Genomic DNA, 19,985 nt, shown 5'->3' on the forward strand with positions numbered 1-19,985 from the left:
GCGCGACGCCGAACACCAGCCCGTCTCCGGGCACCAGCCCGAACACCAGCCCGTCCCCGCGTACCAGCCCGTCCTCGACGCCGTCTCCGGTGACGGGGGCGTGTTCGGCGACGATCGAGACGACCAACAGCTGGCCGGGCGGGTTCCAGTCGACGGTGACCGTGCGGGCGGGCAGCGCGCCGGTGAACGGCTGGACCGTGAAGTGGACCTGGCCGGGCGGGCAGACCATCAGCAGCGTGTGGAACGGTGAGCAGAGCGGGTCCGGCTCCTCCGTGACGGTCCGCAACGCCCCCTACAACGGCTCCATCGCGGCCGGCTCGTCCACCACCTTCGGCTTCACCGCCAACGGCAGCGCGGCCACCCCGGCCGTGACCTGCACCAGCCCCTGACCCTCCTCCTGGCGAGGATCACCTCCGGTGCGGGCGGGACCAAGACCCCGCCCGCACCGGAGGCTCCGGGGAACTACCGCTGCTTCGGCGGCGCGGTGCTGTCGCGTACGACGAGGGCGGTGGCGAACTCCTGACGGTTGTGGGGGAGTGGTTCGCCTCTGGCGAGCGTCACCAGCATTCTGGCGGCGGCCGCCGCCATCTCGGTCAGCGGCTGGTGGATCGTGGTCAGCGGCGGGATGGCCCAGCGCATCGGGGGCATGTCGTCGAAGCCGATGACGCTGAGGTCCTCCGGGATGCGCAGCCCCAGCTGGTGGGCCGCGTGGTAGACGCCGATGGCCTGGCCGTCGTTGGAGGCGAAAACGGCGGTGGGCGGGTTCGGCATGCGCAGCAGGCGGTGCGTGTGCGTCAGGCCGTCCTCGATCTGGTAGTCGCCCGGGCAGATGAGGTCGGGGTCGACGGGCACACCGGCGGTGTCGAGCGCCGCGCGGTACCCGTCGAGACGGGCCCGGCTGGACAACGCGTGCGACGGCCCGGTGATGATGGCGATCCGCCGGTGGCCCAGCTCCAGCAGATGGCGGGTGGCGCTGAGCCCGCCGTTCCAGTTGCCCGCGCCCACGGAGGGGGTCCGGTGGCCGGGGTCGTCCGTCGGATCCAGGAGGACGAGGGGGATCTTGCGGGTGGCGAGCCGTTCCCGCTGCAGGCCGGTCAGGTCGGAGAAGACCGCGATGACACCGGTGGGGCGGCGCATGAGCACGTCCTCCAGCCAGTCGCCGCCGGGAGTGTGGTTGCCCTGCAGCTCGGAGATGGCCACGGCCAGGTGGTGCTCGCGCGCGACCCGCCCGACACCCCGGACGATCTCCGTCGGGTAGTCGCCCGCCAGCTCGTGGAAGACCAGCTCCAGCACGGCCGCCGGGCTGGAACGCCGTCGCTGCCGGCGGAAGCCGTGCTCCCGGATGAGGTCCTCGATCATCGCGCGGGTCTCCGGCGCCACCGCGGAGCGGCCGTTCACCACCTTGGAGACCGTCGCCTTGGACACTCCGGCGAGCTCGGCGAGCTGCGCGAGGGTCAGCGGTTCTGGTTCTGATGCGGACGGCTCGTCGACAACGGTCACAAGGCGCAGTCTAACGGCGAGTTGTGCGTATGGCTCTAAATGTTTCGGTCATCGTGACCACGAAATCGGTGAACTGCCCGGCTGGCGCTTGATAGCGGGCCCGAAAACTTTCGGTCTTCGGCATGCCGGGGCTACCCGGTGAGTGATTGGGTGCCGAGCACGGTGAGCAGTGCGAGGCGCTCGGCGTCCTCGGTCCCGGGCTCGGCGGTGTAGACCATGACGCGCAGGTCGCTGCCCGTCACCGTGAGCACGTCGCAGTCCAGGGTCAGGGGGCCGACGTCCGGGTGGTCGATGGTCTTGCGCCCGGCCTGATGCCGGCCGACGGTGCCGGAGTCCCACAGTTCGGCGAACCGGTCGCTGTTCGCGCGCAGATCCGCGACCAGCCGGCGCAGGCGCTGGTCGCCCGGGTAGCGGTCGCGGGTCGCGCGCAGATCGGCGACCAGGCCCGCCTCGAACGCCCGCAGCGACTCCGGGGTGTGCCGGGCCCGGCTGCCGGGCCCGAGGAAGTGCCGCCACACCGCGTTGCGCTGGTCGCCGCGCCACCCGGACGGATCGCCCATCAGCGCGGCGTACGGCGGGTTCGCGATGAGCAGGGTCCAGCACGCGTCGAAGACCGCGACGGGTGTCCCGGCCAGCCGGTCGAGCATCCGCTGCACGCCGGGGGTGACGTACGCCGACACCGTCTCCGGGCCGGGCGGCACCAGCCCGGCCAGCCGGAACAGGTGCGCGCGCTCGGTGCCGGACAGCCGCAGGGCCCGCGCCAGGGCCTCGACGACCTGCGCCGACGGGTGGGACGCGCGGCCCTGTTCGAGCCGCGTGACGTAGTCGACGGAGATCCCGGCCAGCATGGCCAGCTCCTCCCGGCGCAGTCCGGCCGCGCGCCGGTGCCCGCCCCCGGGCAGCCCGGCGGCCTCGGGCGAGGCGCGGTCGCGCCAGCGGCGCACCGCTTCACCGAACTCCGTCGTCGCCATGCACCCAAGTCTGCACCGCCGGGCGCGGTCCTTCCTGGTACCGGGAGTCCCAGGAAGCGGAGGGCGCTGGCCGGCCGTACGGCCGGGGCGGACCCTGGAGACATGACGACGACACTGATCACCGGAGCGAACAAGGGACTCGGATTCGAGACCGCCCGCCGGCTCGTCGAGGCGGGGCACACCGTCTACGTCGGCAGCCGGGACGCCGAGCGCGGGCGCCGGGCCGCCGAACGGCTCGGCGCGCGCTGGGTCCTCCTCGACGTCACCGACGACGCGTCCGTGGCCGCCGCCGCGAAGACCGTCGAGGCGGACGGCGGACTGGACGTGCTGGTCAACAACGCCGGCATCGAGGAGCGCACCGAGACGAACGCGGTCACCGGCGCCGCGGGGACCACCGCCGACCTGATGCGGCACGTGTTCGAGACGAACGTCTTCGGACTGGTGCGCGTCACCCACGCGTTCCTGCCGCTGCTGGAGCGGTCCGCCGCGCCGGTCGTGGTGAACGTCAGCAGCGGCCTGGCCTCGCTCGCCGCCGCCTCGTCCCCCGGCTCGCCGGCGTACGCGTACCCGGGAGTCGCCTACCCGGCGTCGAAGAGCGCGGTCAACATGATCACCGTCCAGTACGCGAAGGCGTTCCCGGGGATGCGGATCAACGCGGTGGAACCCGGATACACCGCCACGGACCTGAACGGGCACACCGGCACGCAGACCGTCGAGGAGGGCGCCGAAATCATCGTCCGCATGGCGCGGCTGGGCCCGGACGGCCCGACCGGGGGCTACTTCGACGCCCGGGGCCCCCTGCCCTGGTGACTCGGAATACTGGCGTGCATGGCGTCGGAATCAAGACACATCAGCGAGCGCATCGACCGGCCGGCGGACGAGGTCTACGAATACGCTTCGGACCCGGCCAATCTCCCCACCTGGGCGCCCGGGCTCGGCGAGGCCGTGGAGAACGTCGACGGGCAGTGGTTCGTGCAGACCCCGTCGGGACGGGTCGGCTTCGCCTTCGTGGAGCGCAACGCGTACGGCGTGCTCGACCATGAGGTCACGCTTCCCTCCGGCGAGGTCGTGTACAACCCGATGCGGGTCATCCCCGACGGCGACGGCTGCGAGGTGGTGTTCACCCTGCGCCGCCTCCCGGGCGTGAGCGACGAGGACTTCGCCCGCGACGCGGGCCTCGTGCAGGCCGACCTCACCCGGCTGAAGCAGGTGCTCGAAGCGCCGGGCGCCTGAAGGGCTCGTCGCGGCACGGCAGCCGATCGCTGTCTTGCGGGTTCCGCTCGATCGGGATTCATTGCTTACCATGCGCGGTCGCTTGCGAAAGCTCATGGTTCCGGCTCGTTCCGCGGACGGTTCTCTGGCGCGAAACCGCGAATTCCGGCTGCTGTGGCTCAGCTTCACGATGTCGGTGGCGGCCGACCAGATCTTTCCGGTCACGATCACCATCGCGGCTCTCGACGCGGGTGGCACGGCCTCCACCGTCGGCGCGATCTTCACGTGCCGGTGGATCGCGATCATCGTGTTCGCGTTGCTGGGCGGGCTGTGGGCGGACCGGCTGCCGCGCCGTACGGTGATGGTCGCCTCGCTGGGTTTCCAGTGCTGTGTGGCCGCCGTCGGGTTGTCCGGCGGCACCTCCACCTGGCTCCTCGGGCTGCTGGTCTTCCTGGCCGGAGCGGCGGAGGCGTTCCACCGGCCCGCCTACCAGGCGTGCCTGTCGTCCGTGCTCACCCCCGCCCAGCGTCCGGCCGGCGCGGCGCTGACCGCAGTCTCCTGGCGGCTCGGCGCCGTCGTCGGGCCCGGACTCGGCGCGTACGTCGTGACGGCGTGGTCCGCCCGGATCGGATTCCTCGCCGTGCTGACGGCCTATCTGCTCGGCCTCGTCCTTCTCCTGCCGCTGCGCGAACCCGTCGTCAGAGCGGGGCCGCGGGCGTCGGCCGTACGGGAGATCGGCGACGGCCTCTCGGAGGTCTCACGGCGACGGTGGGTCCTGGGGGTCATCGTCGCCGTCGCGCTCCAGCAGATGTTCACGATCGCGCCGGCGCAGGTCCTGTTGCCTCTCGTCTCCCGCGAGACCTTCGGCGGCGACGCCGTGTACGGAACCGCCCTCGCCCTGCTGTCGGTGGGGGGCCTCGCGGGCGGGCTGATCGGCATGAGGTGGAGACCCGCCCGGCCGGGACTGGCCGCGATCACCGGGCTCGCCCTCTACGGCGTCGTGCCGCTCGCGCTCGCCTGGCCGGTGTCGCCGGAGTTCGTGTACGCGTGCTACATCACCGCGGGTCTCGGGTTGGAGGTCTTCGCCGTGCAGTGGGTGGTGAACCTCCAGAAGGAGATCCCGCCGGACCGCCTCGCCCGGGTCACCTCCGTCGACTGGCTGGCCGCCTCGGTCATGACGCCCATCGGCCTGACGCTGACCGGTCCGGCCGGCGCGGCGATGGGCCGTCAGACGCTGCTGCTGATCGGCGCGGCCGCCGGGTTCGCCGTGCCGATGGCGACCGTCTTCCTGCGCGGGATGTCCCGCTTTCAGAGCGACGTCACTCCACTCCGCGGGGACCCCGCTTCGGATGCGGCCTCCCCGCTCAGAACGCCCTGAGCTGTCACGGCACGCCCGCCGAACGCGACGGCACCGGTCAGAAGCACGAGTCCGGACAGCACCCCGCTGACGAAGGGCACCCAGGCGACGGCGGCCGTCGAGGCGAGGACGAGACCGACGGCGCCGAGCACGGACAGGAGCACACCGAGGGCGGCGATGCCCCGCTCCTTCCATATCGGGGCGAGTGCGATGAAGTGCACCCCGACCACCAGCGCCACCCAGGCCACGTTGGTCTCCTCGGGACGGCCCAGCATCGCCAGAACCCGGATTCCGCCGATGAGCAGGACCACCTCGGCCGCGACGACGATCAGGTAGCCGCGGCCGAACATGGGCCGCCGCGGCCCCTCGGCCGGCCGTTCCCTGCGGGCGGCGACGAACCACATGGCCAGAACGCTCGCGGCCGCCAGGCAGGCGGCCGCTTTCAGAAGGGTCACGGCCACGGGAGGGAGCGGGCTCTGTGCGTTGACAAGCACGAACACCGCGCCGAAAACCGCGCCGATCAGCAATCCAGTCATTCGCTGCATGTGATCCATTCAAACGGGTGCCGCGTCGCCCGCGCATGGGGGCCAGGGCGACAACGAGGTATGCCTGGCACTACCTCGCCGTTCCGCGGAGATAGGCGAGCACGGCCAGCACCCGCCGGTTGACGTCCTCGGTCGCCGGCAGCTCGAGCTTGGCGAACACACTGGCGACGTGCTTGCCGACGGCGGCCTCCGTGATCGACAGCGCGCGGGCCACGGCGCTGTTGGAGCGCCCTTCGGCGATCAGATCGAGCACCTCGCGCTCGCGCGCGGTCAGCCGCTGCACCGGCTCGGTGACGTCCCTGGCTTTGCGCCACATGTGCTCGAACAGGTCGACGAGCATGGTGATCAGGGTCGGTTGCCTGATCAGAAGAGCGCCCGGCGAGTAGGCGACGGGAGTCGTCCGTACGAACGCCACGGTGCGGTCGAAGACGAGCAGTTGCTGGATCGGCTCGTCGACCACACGGTGCAGGTCGCCGGAGGAGTGCAGCTCCCTGATGCGCGCCGCCTTGCCGGGATCGTCCAGCACGCTCGCGTGCACGATGGTGCGCATCTCCATCCCGCGCTGCAGGGCGTCGAGCACCCTGCGCCTGCTCCTCTGCTCCTGGCGCCCCCTGTCCGTCGAGCCCACCGGGTGCATGGCGCGCAGCTCGCGAGCGGTGTGCGCCGCCTCCAGGATCCGCCGCTGGACGAGCTCGTTGTCGTCCACGAGCTCGACGCCGACGGGGATGCCACGCAACTTGTCCACGGCATGCTCAAGCTGGAGGGCCAGCTGGGCCAGCTGAGTCGTGCCCGTGTCCACGCGCCTCCTGTCGCCCGAAAGTGTGCGTCCGGCGGTGCCAGGCTACCGATCTCGCCCTGCCCGGCCGGAAACCCGCGGCCCGAAGCGCCCGGCGTCAGCCGCGTCTCAGGGAGGCGTCAGGAAGCCGAAATGGTCCTTGCCCACGACAACCTGGTTGCGGAGCTCTCCGACCTCCTCGATCGACACGGTGATCAGGTCGCCCGCGTGCAACCGGAAGTCGAGTTCGGGCACGAGGCCGGTCCCGGTGGAGAGCACGACTCCGTGGGGATGGTTCTCGGAGTGGAACAGGTAGGCGGTCAGCTCGGTGAACGAGCGCCTGATCTGACTGGTGGAGGTCGTGCCGTCCCAGACGACGACGCCCTCGCGGGCGACCGTCATGCGGATGGCGAGGTCGGAGGCGTCCACTTCCCATGCGGGCCTGATGCCGGAGGACAGTGCACACGCGCCGGCGTACGTCTTGGCCTGCGGCAGGTAGAGCGGGTTCTCGCCCTCCACCGACCGTGAGCTCATGTCGTTGCAGACGACGTAACCGACGATCTCCTCGAACCGGTTGACCACGAGCGCCAGCTCGGGCTCGGGCACGTTGAGCACCGAATCGGACCGGATGCCGACGGGTTCGCCGTCGACGACCACCCGCCAGGCAGGCGACTTGAAGAACAATTCGGGGCGCTCGGCGTCGTAGACCAGCTCGTAGACCGATTTGAGGGCGCTCTCCTCCACCCGGGCGTCCCGGGAGCGCAGATAGGTGACGCCCGAGGCCCAGACCTCTGTGGCGCCGTCCACGGGGGCGAGCAGCCGGACCTCGCTGAGCAGGCCGTCGGGAGTGGCGTCGGCGCACATCCCTTCGATCTCCTCCTTCCGGTGCCGGAGAAGCTCGGACATGCCGGCGACCGGCAGGGTGGACAGGATGCCGTCGTTCACCACGGCGATGTGTGCGCGGGGGTCGGCATGCCGCCGATACCTAACGATGTGCACTCCGGTATCCCTTCCGCCGTGCAGCGCATGACCTCAGGCGCCCTTGCGAGCTCTGGACAAAGTCATTGTGATCGGCGACGGTGACGTTGTAAACGTTACCGATTACGTTTGCACAAGCATGATTGGGGTGATCGGGTGACCACTGTGGAGTCCGGGGCGATCTACACCGATCGGGCCGCTCCCGTGGAGGAGCGCGTGGCGGATCTGCTCGCCCGGATGACCCGGGAGGAGAAGCTCGCGCAGCTGGGCAGCGTCTGGGCGTTCTCGCTGATGGACGGCGGCCGGTATTCGGAGGAGCGGGCACAAACGGTCCTCCGGCACGGCCTGGGGCACGTGACCCGGGTCGCCGGAGCCACCAATCTCAAGGCCGTACAGGTGGCGCGGGCGGCCAACGCGATCCAGCGGTTCCTGGTGACGCGGACCCGGCTGGGGATTCCGGCGATCGTGCACGAGGAGGTGTGCTCCGGCCTGATGGCGCGCGAGGCGACCATCTTCCCCCAGGCGATCGGGGTCGCGAGCACCTGGGAGCCGGAGCTCAACCGGCGGCTGGCGGACGCGGTCCGGGCGCAGATGCGCGCGATGGGAAGCCACCAGGGGCTCTCCCCGGTGCTGGACGTGGTGCGGGACCCGCGGTGGGGCCGGACGGAGGAGACCTACGGCGAGGATCCGTATCTGGTCGCCCGCATGGGCGTGGCGTTCGTCCGGGGCCTGCAGGGCGATTGCCCGGCGGAGGGCGTCATCGCGACGGCCAAGCACTTCGTCGGTTACGGGGCGTCCGAGGGCGGGTTGAACTGGGCGCCGGCGCACCTGCCGCCTCGTCTGCTGCGGGAGGTGTATCTGTATCCGTTCGAGGCGGCGGTCCGCGAGGCGGGCCTCCAGTCGGTGATGGCCGGCTACCACGAACTGGACGGCATCCCCTGCCACGCCAACCGAGAGCTTCTCACCGAGGTCCTCCGCGGGGAGTGGGGCTTCACGGGCACCGTCGTGTCGGACTACTTCGCCGTCGACGATCTCCACTCGTATCACCGCTTCGCGGAGGACAAGCGGCAGGCGGCGGCCGCGGCGCTCACCGCGGGCACCGACGTCGAGCTTCCGGCGACGGACGCGTACGCGGACGCGCTGGCGCGTGCCCTGGACGCCGGCGAGGTCGGCGAAGGGGAAGTGGACGAAGCGGTCGCACGGGTCCTCCGGCACAAGTTCGAACTGGGCCTGTTCGAGAACCCGTACGTCGACGAGACCGCGGTCGCGGTGACGGTGAACGCCGAGCGGCATCGGGAGGTGGCGCTCGAGACGGCCCGCCGCAGCCTGGTCCTGCTCAAGAACGAGGGCATCCTGCCGCTGCGGCCGGCCGCCGGAACGGTTGCCCTGATCGGACCGAACGCCGACAGCGCCCGGCACCTGCTCGGTGACTACTCCTTCGCCGCCCACGTCGAGTCGCTGTTGGAGGCGCGCGAGCGGAAGGGCCTGCTCGGCCAGACGATGACGGTCCCGGACGACCTCGAGATGGAGGAGAGCACGGACGGGGTGCCCACGGTGCGCGACGAGCTCACGGCTCGCCTGGGTGACCGGGTGCGCTACGCGCACGGGTGCGACGTGATCGACGCGTCGAGGGACGGTTTCGGCGAGGCGGTCGCGGCCGCCGCGGCCGCCGACGTCGCGGTGCTGGTCCTGGGAGACCGCTCGGGGCTGACGACCCGGGCCACGACGGGAGAGTCGAGGGACCGGTCCAGCCTGGAGCTGCCCGGTGTCCAGGAGGACCTGGTCCGTGCCGTCGTCGCCACCGGCACCCCCGTGGTGGCGGTGCTCGTCGCCGGCCGGCCGGTCGGCGGCGACTTCCTGCACGAGGAGTGCGCCGCGGTGCTGATGGCCTGGCTGCCCGGGCAGACCGGGGCACGGGCGATCGCCGAGGTCCTGCTCGGCGAGGTGAACCCGAGCGGGAAGCTGCCCATCTCCTACCCCCGCTCCGTTGGCCAGATCCCCGTCTTCTACGGGCACAAGGTGTCCGGCGGGCGGTCGCACTGGCACGGCGACTACGTCGACTCGCCCGTCAGCCCGCGATACCCCTTCGGCCACGGGCTCGGGTACGCCCCGTTCGTCGTCGAGAACGTCACGCTCGACCGCGCCGAAGTGGCCGCCGGGGACAGCGTCACCGTGGAGGTCACCGTGGCCAACACGGGTGACCGAGCAGGTGAGGAAGTGGTTCAGCTCTACATCAGGGATCCGCAGGCGTCGGTCACCCGGCCCGTGCTCGAGTTGAAGAGCTTCGCCCGTGTGAGCGCCGGTCCGGGCCGGCGAACGGCCGTACGATTCCGCCTCCCGACGGGTCAGCTTGGTTTCTATAACCGCAACATGGACTACGCACTAGAAACCGGACATATTGAGGTACATGTCGGTTTCTCCTCCGACGCGCTCACCCTCGCGGGGACGTTCGCCATCACCGGCGACGCCGGCCGGCCCGAGGTCCGAAAGGCCTACACGGGCACCGTCAGCGTGGTGGAAGTGCCGCCGGCGACCGCGCGGCCGAGATGACGGCGCGGCAGGTGGGGCGGGGGATCGGAGCGATCCGGCCGTGCCCTTTTCGGACATGTGGACCGCGTGTAACGAGTCCGAAATGGGTCTTGTCTTGGCTTTCGTTATCGCGTTAAATGTTGGAAACGTAACCGATAACGATTGCAATGTAGAGAGGGTGGCATGGCCGACGGCGATACGCCGGTGACGATGAGCGACGTCGCGCGTCTGGCGGGCGTCTCCACCGCGACGGTGTCGCGGGTGGTCAACGGGCGTTACGGCGTCAGTGCCAGCACCATCGCGCAGGTCCGTTCGGCCATCGAACGACTGGGCTACGAGTCGAGTCTCGTGGCGACCAGCCTGCGCCGCAGCCGCACCAACGTTCTGGGCCTGGTGACGCACAGCTTCCAGTCCTATACGGCCGAGGTGCTCAAGGGCGTGATGGAGGCCCTGAGCCAGTCCGGCTTCGACCTGATCATCTATGCCAACAGCGATCTCTACGGAACGTACTCGGAGGGCTGGGAGCAGCGGCACCTGACCCGCCTTTCGGGCACGCTCACCGACGGATGCATCGTGGTCACGCCCTGGGGTGAGGTGCGGAGCAGCACCCCGGTCGTGGTCATCGATCCGGTGAGGGACTCGACGGTCCCGTCCGTGACGGCCGACAACCTCACGGGCGCCACTCAGGTGGTCGAGCATCTGCTCGGCCTGGGGCATCGGCGTGTCGGATTCATCGCGGGCCGTTCCAGCCTCGCGGCGGCCTGGTCGCGTGAGGAGGGGTACCGCAGGGCGCTGGCCGAAGCGGGAGTCCCGGCCGATCCGACGTTGGTCGGCAGGGGGGACTTCAATCCCGAGTCCGCGATCCCGCTGGCGCGCGCGTTGCTGGAGAGGCCTGACCGGCCGACGGCGATCTTCGCGGCGAGCGACGGGATGGCCCTGAAGGTCCTGGAGGTCGCGAAGGAGCTGGGGCTCGACGTGCCCGGCGACCTGTCGGTGGTCGGATTCGACAACATTCCGGAGTCGGCGCTGGCCGAGCCGGCGCTGACCACCGTGGACCAGTCGATGTACCGCCTCGGATACGAGGCCGCCCACATGCTGAAGTCGCTGGTGACCGGTGAGTGGGAGGGCCCTCGCCAGATACTGCTTCCGACCCGGTTGGTGGTCCGTGGCTCCACCGCGCCACCGAAGATCACTGCGCCATCGAAGACCGCGACGAGAGTCTGACACCCGACCCCAGGTGCACGGACCAGGTGCACCTGGTGTTCAGGAATACATGAAAACCAGTGACGAACGGAGGTGCGGACACCCAAACAGAAACCGCGTCACACTCACCGAGAAACTAGGTCGGCTGAGCGGCCCCACCCGCTGCCGACCATCAAAGGAGTTTCGGTATGACGTTACTGTATCACGGCAGGATGCGTCCCATGGGCGCACGCCGGCTCCCGGCGGCGATCATCGCCGGAGTCATGGCGCTCGCGGCGGTGTTACTCGCGCCGCGACCGGTTGCGGCGGCCACGCCGTGGCTGACCGTCTCGGACGACGGCTACGTGTCGTTCAGCGTCCCGGCGGCGGACGTCCAGGCCGGCATGGGCCAGGTGTCCCAGGTCGTCATCGAGGGGAACTTCGGCCCCTCCTCCACCTGGGTGGAGTACGGCCTGACCCGAGGCGGCGCCGCCTGGACGGGCACCCTCGGCCCGCTCAAGCCGGGGCTGTACTACTACCAGGTCACGGGTGACGACACCAAGGTTCTCAAGGACCCGACGAACGGCACCACCGTGGCGTCCAAGCCCCTGTGGAGCACCTTCCTCGTCCGGGGCGACTCGGCGCGCCTGCTCGCGGACGTGCCCGAGGGGCAGGGCGGCAAGGTCGAGACCCTGACCTACCGGGTCAAGAAGGAGGAGCGGTCGGCTCTGGTCTGGACCCCGCCGGGGTACGCGGCCAAGGGCAAGCCGTATCCGGTGCTGTACCTGCAGTCCGGCACGGACAGGAGCGCCACGGACTGGCTCGACCTCGGCCGGGCCAGGCAGATCCTCGACAACCTGTCGGTCCAGGGCTCCATGGAGCCGATGGTGGTCGTGATCAGCGATGGTCGCGGACCGGACGACGACAAGGAGCTCAAGGCCCTCCGCAAGGCGGTCGCGGACGCCTACCGCGTCCATCACGACCGGGAGCACCAGGCGATCGCCGGCGTGTCGGAGGGCGGGTCGCAGGCGCTGCGTGCCGCCCTGACCGGTCCGGGCCAGTTCGCGTACGCCGGCTCGTTCTCCGGTCTCCTCACGGAGATCGCCAATGGAAAGCCCGGTCCCGGACCCCGGCCCGGTGCCAAGCTGCTGCGTCTGTACACCGGGAACGTGACCGATCCGGCGTACAACGCGACCGTCCGCCTGACGAAGGCGCTGGACCGCGCCCGGGTCACGTACGAGTTCGACGGGGTCAACCCCGACGGCGGGGCCAACTGGACCGCCTGGCAGGAGAACCTGATCGACTTCGTGCCGCGGCTGTTCCGCACGGTGCCGGACCACGGGCCGAGCGCCGGTCACGGGCCGCTGAAGGGCGAGTTCACCCCGCCGGCGCCCGGCACCACGCCGACGCCGTTCCTGCAGGACGGTTTCGTCACCTTCGAGACCACGACGGACTTCACGGACGCCAAGCACGTCACGGTGTGGGCGAACATCGCTCCCGGCGGGAGCTGGCTGCGGGTCCCGCTGTCCCGTGCGGGCGACCGGTGGCGGGCGACCGTGGGTCCGCTGGAACCGTGGTTCTACTACTACCGGCTCATCGTGGACCGGGTCGCGGTCAAGGACGCGTCGAACCCGACGAAGGTGACCACCGAGCCCACCTGGAGCACCTTCCTCGTCCCAGGTGAGAGGGCACGCATGCTCATGGACGTTCCCGCCGGTCAGGGCGGGAAGGTCGAGAGCCTGACGTACCGCAGCAACGTGACGAACCAGGACCGGACCGCCTTGGTCTGGACCCCGCCCGGCTACGACCCGGACCGTGCCGAGCCGTACCCCGTCTTCTACCTGCAGCACGGTGGCGGCCAGAACCACACGGACTGGGTCGAGATGGGACGCGCCAAGCAGATCCTCGACAACCATTCCGTTGACGGCAACCTGGTGCCGATGGTGGTCGTGATGAGCAACGGCAACGTGCCCGACTTCAACAAGGAACTGCTGGAGAACATCGATCCGGCCGTCCGCGCCCGCTACAACGTCTCCGGCGACCCGTCGCGGCAGGCCCTCGCCGGCCTCTCGATGGGCGGTGGGCAGACGATGGGGATGCTCAAGGCGCACCCGGGCCGGTTCGCCTACATCGCGGCGTTCTCGGCCGGGTTCGGCAGCGGGAACGGCGTCGACGTGGCGGCGATCAACAGCGGGACCAAGCTGCTGCGCATGTACGTCGGCGACGTGACCGACTTCGTCTACCCGTCGTTCATGGCGGGACTGACCACGATGGACAACCTCGGCGTCCACTACGAGTTCGACGGCGTCACCCCCGGCCCGCACGGCTGGGACGTCTGGCAGAAGAACCTCATCGACCTGGCACCGCGCTTGTTCAAGCGCTGATCCCAGGCCCGTCGGAGGCGAGACCACCGGGCCACCGGTGATGCTCGCCGCGCACGTGAGCGTGTGAGCGCTCACATCGAGAAATCGGCACGAGGGGCAGGGCGCGGAGGGTGTCATCCGTGCCCCGTCCCGGCCGATCGCCCGGCCTCAGCGGCGGCGCATGGACCCTTGTGCGCTGTGACCCCGAAGGGGAGATCATGTCAATGAAGACGAAAAGATTACTTGTCACGGCGGCCATGCTCGCCGCAGCGAGTGCGCTCGCCGCCTGCGCCCCCGACGCGGGAGGGGGCGCGAACACCGCGGGTGGGAGCGCCGCGCCCGCGGACAACGCCGGTGGGAACAACGCGAGCAACTGCACGAACACGATCAGCAAGAAGGACCTGCCGGTCGTGACCTTCTGGGGCTGGTACCCCAACATGCAGCTCGTCGTCGACAACTTCAACAAGCAGAACAACGAGGTGCAGGTCTGCTGGACCAACGTCGGCCAGGGCGGTGACGAGTACGACAAGTTCCAGACGGCCATCTCCGCGGGCACCGGCGCGCCCGATGTGATCATGATCGAGGCGGACCGGATTCCGACCTTCCAGATCCAGAAGGCGCTCGTCGACATCAAGCAGTACGGGTACGACGCCGTCAAGGACAACTACGGCCCGGGCGCGTGGAAGGACGTCTCGATCGGCGGCGCGGTCTACGGCGTGCCGGTCGACGGCGGCCCGATGGCGATGATCTACCGCAAGGACGTCTTCGACAAGTACAAGATCACGCCGCCGAAGACGTGGGCCGAGTACGAGCAGGCGGCGCAGAAGGTGAAGGACGCGGGCGGCCCGCTGTTCGGCGACCTGGGCGCGAACGTGCCGGCCGTCCTGATGGCGCTGCAGATCCAGAAGGGCGCCAATCCGTTCACCTACGATCCGGCGAAGCCGGAGACGATCGGCGTCAAGCTGAACGACCAGGCGTCCAAGGACGTGCTCGACTACTGGGGGGGCCTCGCCAAGAAGGGCCTGGTCGGGACGCAGGACCAGTTCACGCCGGAGTACATCGCCGGTGTGGTCAACGGGAAGTACGCGACGTACATCTCGGCGGCGTGGGCGCCCGGATACCTCACCGGCGCCGGCGTCGGCAAGGGCGAGGACACCGGCAAGTGGGCGGTGGCGCCGCTCCCGCAGTGGGATCCCGCCAACCCGGTGCAGGTGAACTGGGGCGGGTCGGCCTTCTCGGTGACGAACCAGGCGAAGAACCCCGAACTCGCGGCGAAGGTGGCGTACGGCCTCTACGCCGACGACGAGTCGCTCACCGACGGCTGGACCAACCAGATCATCTTCCCGCTGAACCTCAAGGCGCTCAACGATCCCAAGTTCGTGGACCTGAAGGTGGCGTTCTTCGACGGCCAGCAGGCGAACAAGGAGGTCTACGTCCCCGCGGCGAACGCCTACAAGGGCATGACCTACGCCCCGTTCGGCCAGTACTACTTCGACGCCATGACGAAGCAGGTCAGCGCCCTCATCGAGGGCTCCGTGACCGGTGCGCAGGCCGCTGACCGAGTCCAGGAGGACGTGGTGGGCTACGCCAAGGAGCAAGGGTTCACCGTCCAGTGACAGACGCGGGTGGGCCGGGCGTCCCGGCCCACCCGCGACCCTCCAGCATCAAATCCCCGGAGCCCACAATGACCCTCCTGATCGAGGAGAGTGCAGCGAGCACTCAGAAGAAGAAAGCGCACAAGGTCCGCGGCAAGGTGCGCCTCCGTGAGCACCTGATGGGGTGGCTGTTCGTCGGGCCGTTCGGGCTCGTCTTCCTGGCGTTTCTCATCGCGCCGCTCGCGTACGCGCTGTATCTCAGCCTCTGGCAGAAGAAGCTGATCGGCGGGACCAGCTTCGTCTTCCTCGGCAACTACGTGAAGGCGTTCTCGGACCCGACCTTCCTGTCCGGGGCGTGGTTCGTCATCCGTTTCTCGCTCGTCGCCATCCCGCTGCAGATCGTCCTCGCGCTCGCGATGGCCCTCATCCTGGACGCCGTGACCTCGCTGTTCACCCGCTTCTCCCGCCTCATGATCTTCCTCCCCTACGCCATTCCCACGGTCATCGGGGCGGTCATGTGGGGATTCCTGTACAGCAAGAGCTTCGGGCCGCTCACCGACGTCTTCGGGTTGTTCGGCGCCACCGCGCCCGACTTCTTCAGCAGCAATCTGATCTTCTACGGCCTGATCAACGTCGTCACCTGGCAGTGGGCCGGTTACTACATGATCATCCTGTACGCGGCGCTCCAGGGGATCGACCCGACGCTCTACGAGGCCGCCCGTATGGACGGCGCCGGGAAATGGCAGGTCGCGCTTCGGATCAAGATCCCGCTGATCGCCCCCGCGCTGCTCCTGATCCTGGTCTTCTCGCTCATCGGCACCCTGCAGTTCTTCAACGAACCACAGATTCTGCGCTACCTCGCGGCCGGCACGATCTCGCCGGGATTCACCCCCAACATGTACGCCTACCAGCAGGCGTTCGGGCTCGCGAACTTCAACTACGGATCGGCGATCTCCTTCGCCCTCGGCGGGATCGTGTTCGTCTGCGTCTACGCCTTCCTGTTCTTCACCCGCAAGCGGAGGAGCTTCTTCTGATGACCGGCAGCTCCCGCGCCGGCGCACGCCGCCGTCCCCAGCGCCACCTCCCCGTGCAGATCTTCCTCGGCTTCCTGGTCGTGTATTTCCTGGTGCCGTTCTGGTGGGTCATCGTCAACAGCTCCAAAGACGCCCCCGGCCTGTTCAGCGGCAGCAACACCCTGTGGTTCGCCGATTCGGTCGACTACTTCGGAAATCTGCAACGGCTGTTCACCTACGACGGCGGCATCTACGGCAGGTGGATCCTCAACTCCACGCTGTACGCGTTCGCGGGCGGGATCGGCGCGACGGTTCTGGCCGTCATGGCCGGCTACGGATTCGCCAAATACCGGTTCGCCGGCCGGCGCTTCAGCTTCTCGGTCCTGCTGGGCGCGTTGATGGTGCCCGCGACCGCCCTGGTGATCCCCACCTTCATGATGTTCTCCGGGCTCGGCCTGACGAACACGATCTGGGCGGTGATCCTCCCGTCGCTGCTCAATCCGTTCGGCGTCTATCTGATGCACGTGTACGCGCGCGACGCGGTGCCCGACGAGATCCTGGACGCGGCGCGGGTCGACGGCGCGGGTGAACTGCGGACGTTCATCCAGGTCGCCTTCCCGCTGATGCGGCCCGCGGTGGTCACGGTGCTGCTCCTGTCCGCCGTGGCGTCCTGGAACAACTATTTCCTGCCCCTCGCGATGCTCTCCGACAACCGGCTTTTCCCCGTCACCGTCGGGCTCGGCCTCTGGCAGGGAATCGCCTCGGCGAACAACTCGGGTAGTACCTCTCTTTGGAGCCTCATCATCCTGGGCGCGCTCGTCTCGGTGATCCCGCTCATCATCGCCTTCTTCACCCTCCAGCGGCACTGGCGCGGCGGACTGTCCGTCGGAGGCCTGAGATAGCCGCGGCCGGTGTCCAGCCAACAATCGAAACGACAGAGAGGTGTGCCGATGTCGATGACGAATCGTCCGTTGCGCAGTCAGGAGTGGTTCGGCGCGGAGGGCCGCAACGGGTTCATCCATCGATCGTGGATGCGCAACCAGGGGTTCGCGGACGACGTCTTCGACGGCCGGCCGGTGATCGGCATCGCCAGCACATGGTCGGAACTGACGCCGTGCAACGCCCATCTGCGCGATCTGGCCGAGTCGGTGAAGCGCGGTGTGTGGGAGAGCGGCGGCCTGCCGCTGGAGTTTCCGGCGATGAGCCTGGGGGAGCCGCTGATGCGGCCGACGACCATGCTCTACCGCAACCTGCTGGCGATGGAGGCCGAGGAACTGATCCGGGCCAACCCGCTCGACGGAGTGGTGCTGCTGTCCGGCTGCGACAAGACCACGCCCGGGCTGCTGATGGGCGCGGCCAGTGTCGACCTGCCCGCTTTGATGGTCACCGGTGGCCCGATGCTGAACGGCAAGTTCCGTGGCCGGGACATCGGCTCGGGCACCGACGTGTGGCGGTTCACCGAGGAACAGCGCGCCGGCCGGATGACGGCGGCCGACTGCGCCGAGGCGGAGATCTGCATGTCCCGTAGCCGCGGCCACTGCATGACCATGGGGACCGCCTCCACGATGGCCTGCGTGACCGAGGCGCTGGGCGTCCAGCTGCCGGGGGCCGCCGCCGTACCGGCGGTCGACTCCCGCCGGTACGCGCTCGCGCACGCCGCCGGGCGGCGGATCGTGGCCATGGTCGAGGAGGACCAGCGGCTGTCCACCGTGCTCACCCGCGAGGCGTTCGAGAACGCCATCCGGGTCAACGCCGCGATCGGCGGCTCCACCAACGCCGTGGTGCACCTGCTCGCGATCGCCGGGCGTCTCGGCGTACCCCTGTCGCTGGAGGACTTCGACACGCTCACCGCCGACGTGCCCATGCTGGTGAACCTGATGCCCTCCGGGACGTACCTCATGGAGGACTTCGCGTACGCCGGCGGGCTCCCGGCGGTGATGAAGGAGATCGCCCCGCTGCTGCACATGGACCACGTCACCGTCAGCGGCAAGAGCGTGGCCGACAACGTCAGCGCTGCCCAGTGCTGGAACCGGGAGGTCATCGGCACCATGGAGGAGCCGTTCCAGCCCGCCGGGTCGGGGACCGTCGTCCTGCGCGGGTCGCTCGCGCCGTCCGGGGCCGTGCTGAAGGTCTCCGCCGCCTCGCCGCACCTGCTGCGGCACACCGGACAGGCGCTCGTGTTCGACCGGATCGAGGACTACATCGCCGTGGCCGACGACCCGGATCTGGACGTCACCGCCGACACGGTCATCGTGGTGCGGAACGCCGGACCACGCGGCTACCCGGGGTTCCCGGAGGTGGGCAACATGCCCATGCCGCGGCGGCTGCTCACCGAGGGGGTCACCGACATGGTGCGGATCTCCGACGCCCGCATGAGCGGCACCGGCTACGGCACCTGCGTCCTGCACGTGGCTCCCGAGGCGTCGGTGGGCGGCCCACTCGCCCTCGTGCGCACCGGCGACGTGATCCGGCTCGACGTCCCGGCGCGCCGTCTGGACCTGCTGGTCGACGCCGCCGAACTCGGGCGCCGTCGCGCCGCGTGGCAGCCCCCGGGACCGGCCGCCGACCGCGGATGGGTGCGTCTGTACAGCGAGCACGTCCTCCAGGCCGACCAGGGCGCGGACCTGGACTTCCTCACCGGCGGCAGCGGCAGCGCCCCGCCCCGCCACTCCCACTGATCATTCTCGCGGACCGGCGCCGGCGCCGACCGGCGCCCTGCGCGTCTCGATCAGCGACTTCAGCCGCATCAGGTCCTTGGCGAACTTGCGTCCGGGATCGGCTCCGAAGATCTTCGCCACCGCGTGACCGACCGCGCCGAACGCCGGATTGTAGGTGAGCCGGACCTGGATGCGGCTTCGGCCCGCGTCCTCCGGCGTCACACTGAGCTCGCCGGAGTGGGCGACCAACTGCCCTTCCGTGGTCTTCCAGGCGATCCTGCGGCCCTCCTCCCGGGCGGTCTCCACGGCCTCGAACCGGATCGGCACTCCGGCCGGTCCCGAGACCCGCCACTGGGACCGCCCGCCGTCGTCCGAGCGCCGTACGTCCAGGACGTCGGGCATCCACCGGGCGAAGAGGCCGTAGTCGCTCAGCACCGGCCAGACCTCCTCGGCCGGCGCGGCCACGGAGATGGAGTCCCCTACGTCGATCGCGTCACGGCCCGCTCCGATGCCCGTGAGCCGCCGCAGCGGCAGGTTCGTCGCGGCACGTGCGGCCAGGACCGCGCAGCCGGCGCGCACCAGGTAGCCGAGCGGCCGCGGCAGGCGTCCGGACAGCGACCAGACGACGGCGGCGGCCAGACCGGTGAGCGACCTGCCGGCCGGTGACCACCTCTGCCGGAACAGGTCTTGCAGCGCCTCCATCGGCCCGCCGTCTTCCCGCGACCGAGGCGCTCGCCTGGCGTCGTGGTGGGTGGTCCAGCTCGCGTCCACGCCCGCGACGCCGGGTATCCGCGCCACCGCCCGGTGCGCCCTCCGGCTCTCCCTGTCGAGCACGTCACCGGTGAGGGTGACGTGACCGCTCTCCACGCGGACGTCCACCTCACGCGGGTGGCGGACGTGACGGCCCAGCTCGGCGCGTACCCGCTCGTGGAGGACCTCGTCGTCGGCCTCCCGTCCGGTGGTCCGATAGCGGGCGGCGCCGAGGACGCCCTGGCCTCGGTTGCGGACGTCGCGGACGACGGTCCTGGTTCCGTTCCTGACCCCGTGCGTCAGACGGACGCCCTTGTCCCGGAGCCGGGCGCGGCGGCTCCGCCCGAGCTCGGGATCGAACAGATACTCGGTGACCATGCCTCCGACGGCGCCGAGCCCCGCCGCGGAGACCGTACGGGACATCGGTGGCGCCTGCCGGACCACGGTGATGTTCTGGGACCGTTCCGCCCCGGCGCGAGTGCTGACGACCATGGCGACTCCCCCTTGTCCGCCCCTCGTTCGCGACCGCCTTACCCATTCGGCGGGAGGCGATGCCGG

At 69.8% G+C, this 19,985-nt stretch carries 18 protein-coding genes; 11 read left to right on the plus strand and 7 right to left on the minus strand.

What is annotated here, in order from left to right; genetic code table 11:
• A partial coding sequence (locus tag AAH991_RS19895; protein ID WP_346227542.1) for a hypothetical protein occupies positions 1-229 on the minus strand: 229 nt, incomplete at its 3' end.
• On the opposite strand from AAH991_RS19895, the gene AAH991_RS19900 reads away from it, so the two are divergent.
• Complete coding sequence (locus AAH991_RS19900; RefSeq protein ID WP_346227535.1) at positions 162-389, plus strand: cellulose binding domain-containing protein; 228 nt, start codon at positions 162-164, stop codon at positions 387-389. The two genes, AAH991_RS19895 and AAH991_RS19900, sit on opposite strands and share 68 nt — an antisense overlap.
• Positions 390-462: 73 nt before the next feature.
• Here the strand turns inward: AAH991_RS19900 and AAH991_RS19905 are convergent, their stop codons facing one another.
• Together AAH991_RS19905 and AAH991_RS19910 are read right to left on the minus strand one after the other, a co-directional pair.
• Positions 463-1,500 (minus strand): LacI family DNA-binding transcriptional regulator, encoded by a 1,038-nt coding sequence (locus AAH991_RS19905; RefSeq protein ID WP_346227366.1) that lies wholly within the window; start codon positions 1,498-1,500, stop codon positions 463-465.
• A 131-nt stretch (positions 1,501-1,631) separates the two neighbouring features.
• The gene (locus AAH991_RS19910; RefSeq protein WP_346227367.1) at positions 1,632-2,471 is read right to left on the minus strand and encodes a helix-turn-helix transcriptional regulator; all 840 of its coding nucleotides are present in this window, start codon (positions 2,469-2,471) and stop codon (positions 1,632-1,634) included.
• A gap of 102 nt (positions 2,472-2,573) precedes the next feature.
• Here AAH991_RS19910 and AAH991_RS19915 point away from each other — a divergent pair, with 102 nt between their 5' ends.
• The 3 genes from AAH991_RS19915 (at position 2,574) to AAH991_RS19925 (ending at position 5,061) form a co-directional block, all read left to right on the plus strand.
• Positions 2,574-3,281 (plus strand): SDR family oxidoreductase, encoded by a 708-nt coding sequence (locus tag AAH991_RS19915; RefSeq protein WP_346227368.1) that lies wholly within the window; start codon positions 2,574-2,576, stop codon positions 3,279-3,281.
• A gap of 18 nt (positions 3,282-3,299) precedes the next feature.
• On the plus strand, positions 3,300-3,704 hold the full coding sequence (locus AAH991_RS19920; RefSeq protein WP_346227369.1) for an SRPBCC family protein: 405 nt from the start codon (positions 3,300-3,302) through the stop codon (positions 3,702-3,704).
• 82 nt (positions 3,705-3,786) lie between these two features.
• Positions 3,787-5,061 (plus strand): MFS transporter, encoded by a 1,275-nt coding sequence (locus AAH991_RS19925; protein WP_346227370.1) that lies wholly within the window; start codon positions 3,787-3,789, stop codon positions 5,059-5,061.
• Here AAH991_RS19925 and AAH991_RS19930 read toward each other — a convergent pair.
• The 3 genes from AAH991_RS19930 to AAH991_RS19940 form a co-directional block, all read right to left on the minus strand.
• On the minus strand, positions 4,992-5,576 hold the full coding sequence (locus AAH991_RS19930; protein WP_346227371.1) for a hypothetical protein: 585 nt from the start codon (positions 5,574-5,576) through the stop codon (positions 4,992-4,994). The genes AAH991_RS19925 and AAH991_RS19930 overlap by 70 nt on opposite strands.
• A 79-nt stretch (positions 5,577-5,655) precedes the next feature.
• Positions 5,656-6,384: a helix-turn-helix transcriptional regulator gene (locus AAH991_RS19935; RefSeq protein ID WP_346227372.1), complete on the minus strand. Its 729-nt coding sequence runs from the start codon at positions 6,382-6,384 to the stop codon at positions 5,656-5,658.
• Between the two features lie 105 nt (positions 6,385-6,489).
• Complete coding sequence (locus tag AAH991_RS19940; RefSeq protein ID WP_346227373.1) at positions 6,490-7,359, minus strand: fumarylacetoacetate hydrolase family protein; 870 nt, start codon at positions 7,357-7,359, stop codon at positions 6,490-6,492.
• A gap of 135 nt (positions 7,360-7,494) precedes the next feature.
• Here AAH991_RS19940 and AAH991_RS19945 point away from each other — a divergent pair, with 135 nt between their 5' ends.
• The 7 genes from AAH991_RS19945 to AAH991_RS19975 all read left to right on the plus strand — a co-directional run bounded on the left by AAH991_RS19945 (position 7,495) and on the right by AAH991_RS19975 (position 18,698).
• Complete coding sequence (locus AAH991_RS19945) at positions 7,495-9,888, plus strand: glycoside hydrolase family 3 N-terminal domain-containing protein (RefSeq protein ID WP_346227374.1); 2,394 nt, start codon at positions 7,495-7,497, stop codon at positions 9,886-9,888.
• Between the two features lie 162 nt (positions 9,889-10,050).
• Positions 10,051-11,091 carry a LacI family DNA-binding transcriptional regulator gene (locus AAH991_RS19950; RefSeq protein ID WP_346227375.1) on the plus strand — a complete coding sequence of 347 codons (1,041 nt, stop codon included), beginning with the start codon at positions 10,051-10,053 and terminating at the stop codon, positions 11,089-11,091.
• Between the two features lie 167 nt (positions 11,092-11,258).
• Positions 11,259-13,433, plus strand: coding sequence for an alpha/beta hydrolase-fold protein (locus AAH991_RS19955; protein WP_346227376.1), 2,175 nt, complete (start codon positions 11,259-11,261; stop codon positions 13,431-13,433).
• Between the two features lie 197 nt (positions 13,434-13,630).
• Positions 13,631-15,028 carry an extracellular solute-binding protein gene (locus AAH991_RS19960; protein ID WP_346227377.1) on the plus strand — a complete coding sequence of 466 codons (1,398 nt, stop codon included), beginning with the start codon at positions 13,631-13,633 and terminating at the stop codon, positions 15,026-15,028.
• Between the two features lie 68 nt (positions 15,029-15,096).
• Complete coding sequence (locus tag AAH991_RS19965; protein WP_346227378.1) at positions 15,097-16,041, plus strand: carbohydrate ABC transporter permease; 945 nt, start codon at positions 15,097-15,099, stop codon at positions 16,039-16,041.
• Positions 16,041-16,922, plus strand: a complete 882-nt coding sequence (locus AAH991_RS19970; protein ID WP_346227379.1) for a carbohydrate ABC transporter permease — start codon at positions 16,041-16,043, stop codon at positions 16,920-16,922. The genes AAH991_RS19965 and AAH991_RS19970 overlap by 1 nt, the downstream gene beginning before the upstream one ends.
• Positions 16,923-16,970: 48 nt before the next feature.
• Positions 16,971-18,698, plus strand: a complete 1,728-nt coding sequence (locus tag AAH991_RS19975) for an IlvD/Edd family dehydratase (protein WP_346227380.1) — start codon at positions 16,971-16,973, stop codon at positions 18,696-18,698.
• Here the strand turns inward: AAH991_RS19975 and AAH991_RS19980 are convergent, their stop codons facing one another.
• Positions 18,699-19,919 carry an SRPBCC family protein gene (locus AAH991_RS19980; protein ID WP_346227381.1) on the minus strand — a complete coding sequence of 407 codons (1,221 nt, stop codon included), beginning with the start codon at positions 19,917-19,919 and terminating at the stop codon, positions 18,699-18,701.
• Between the last annotated feature and the right edge of the window lie 66 nt (positions 19,920-19,985).

This window comes from Microbispora sp. ZYX-F-249 (assembly GCF_039649665.1).
Taxonomy (GTDB): Bacteria; Actinomycetota; Actinomycetes; order Streptosporangiales; family Streptosporangiaceae; genus Microbispora; species Microbispora maris.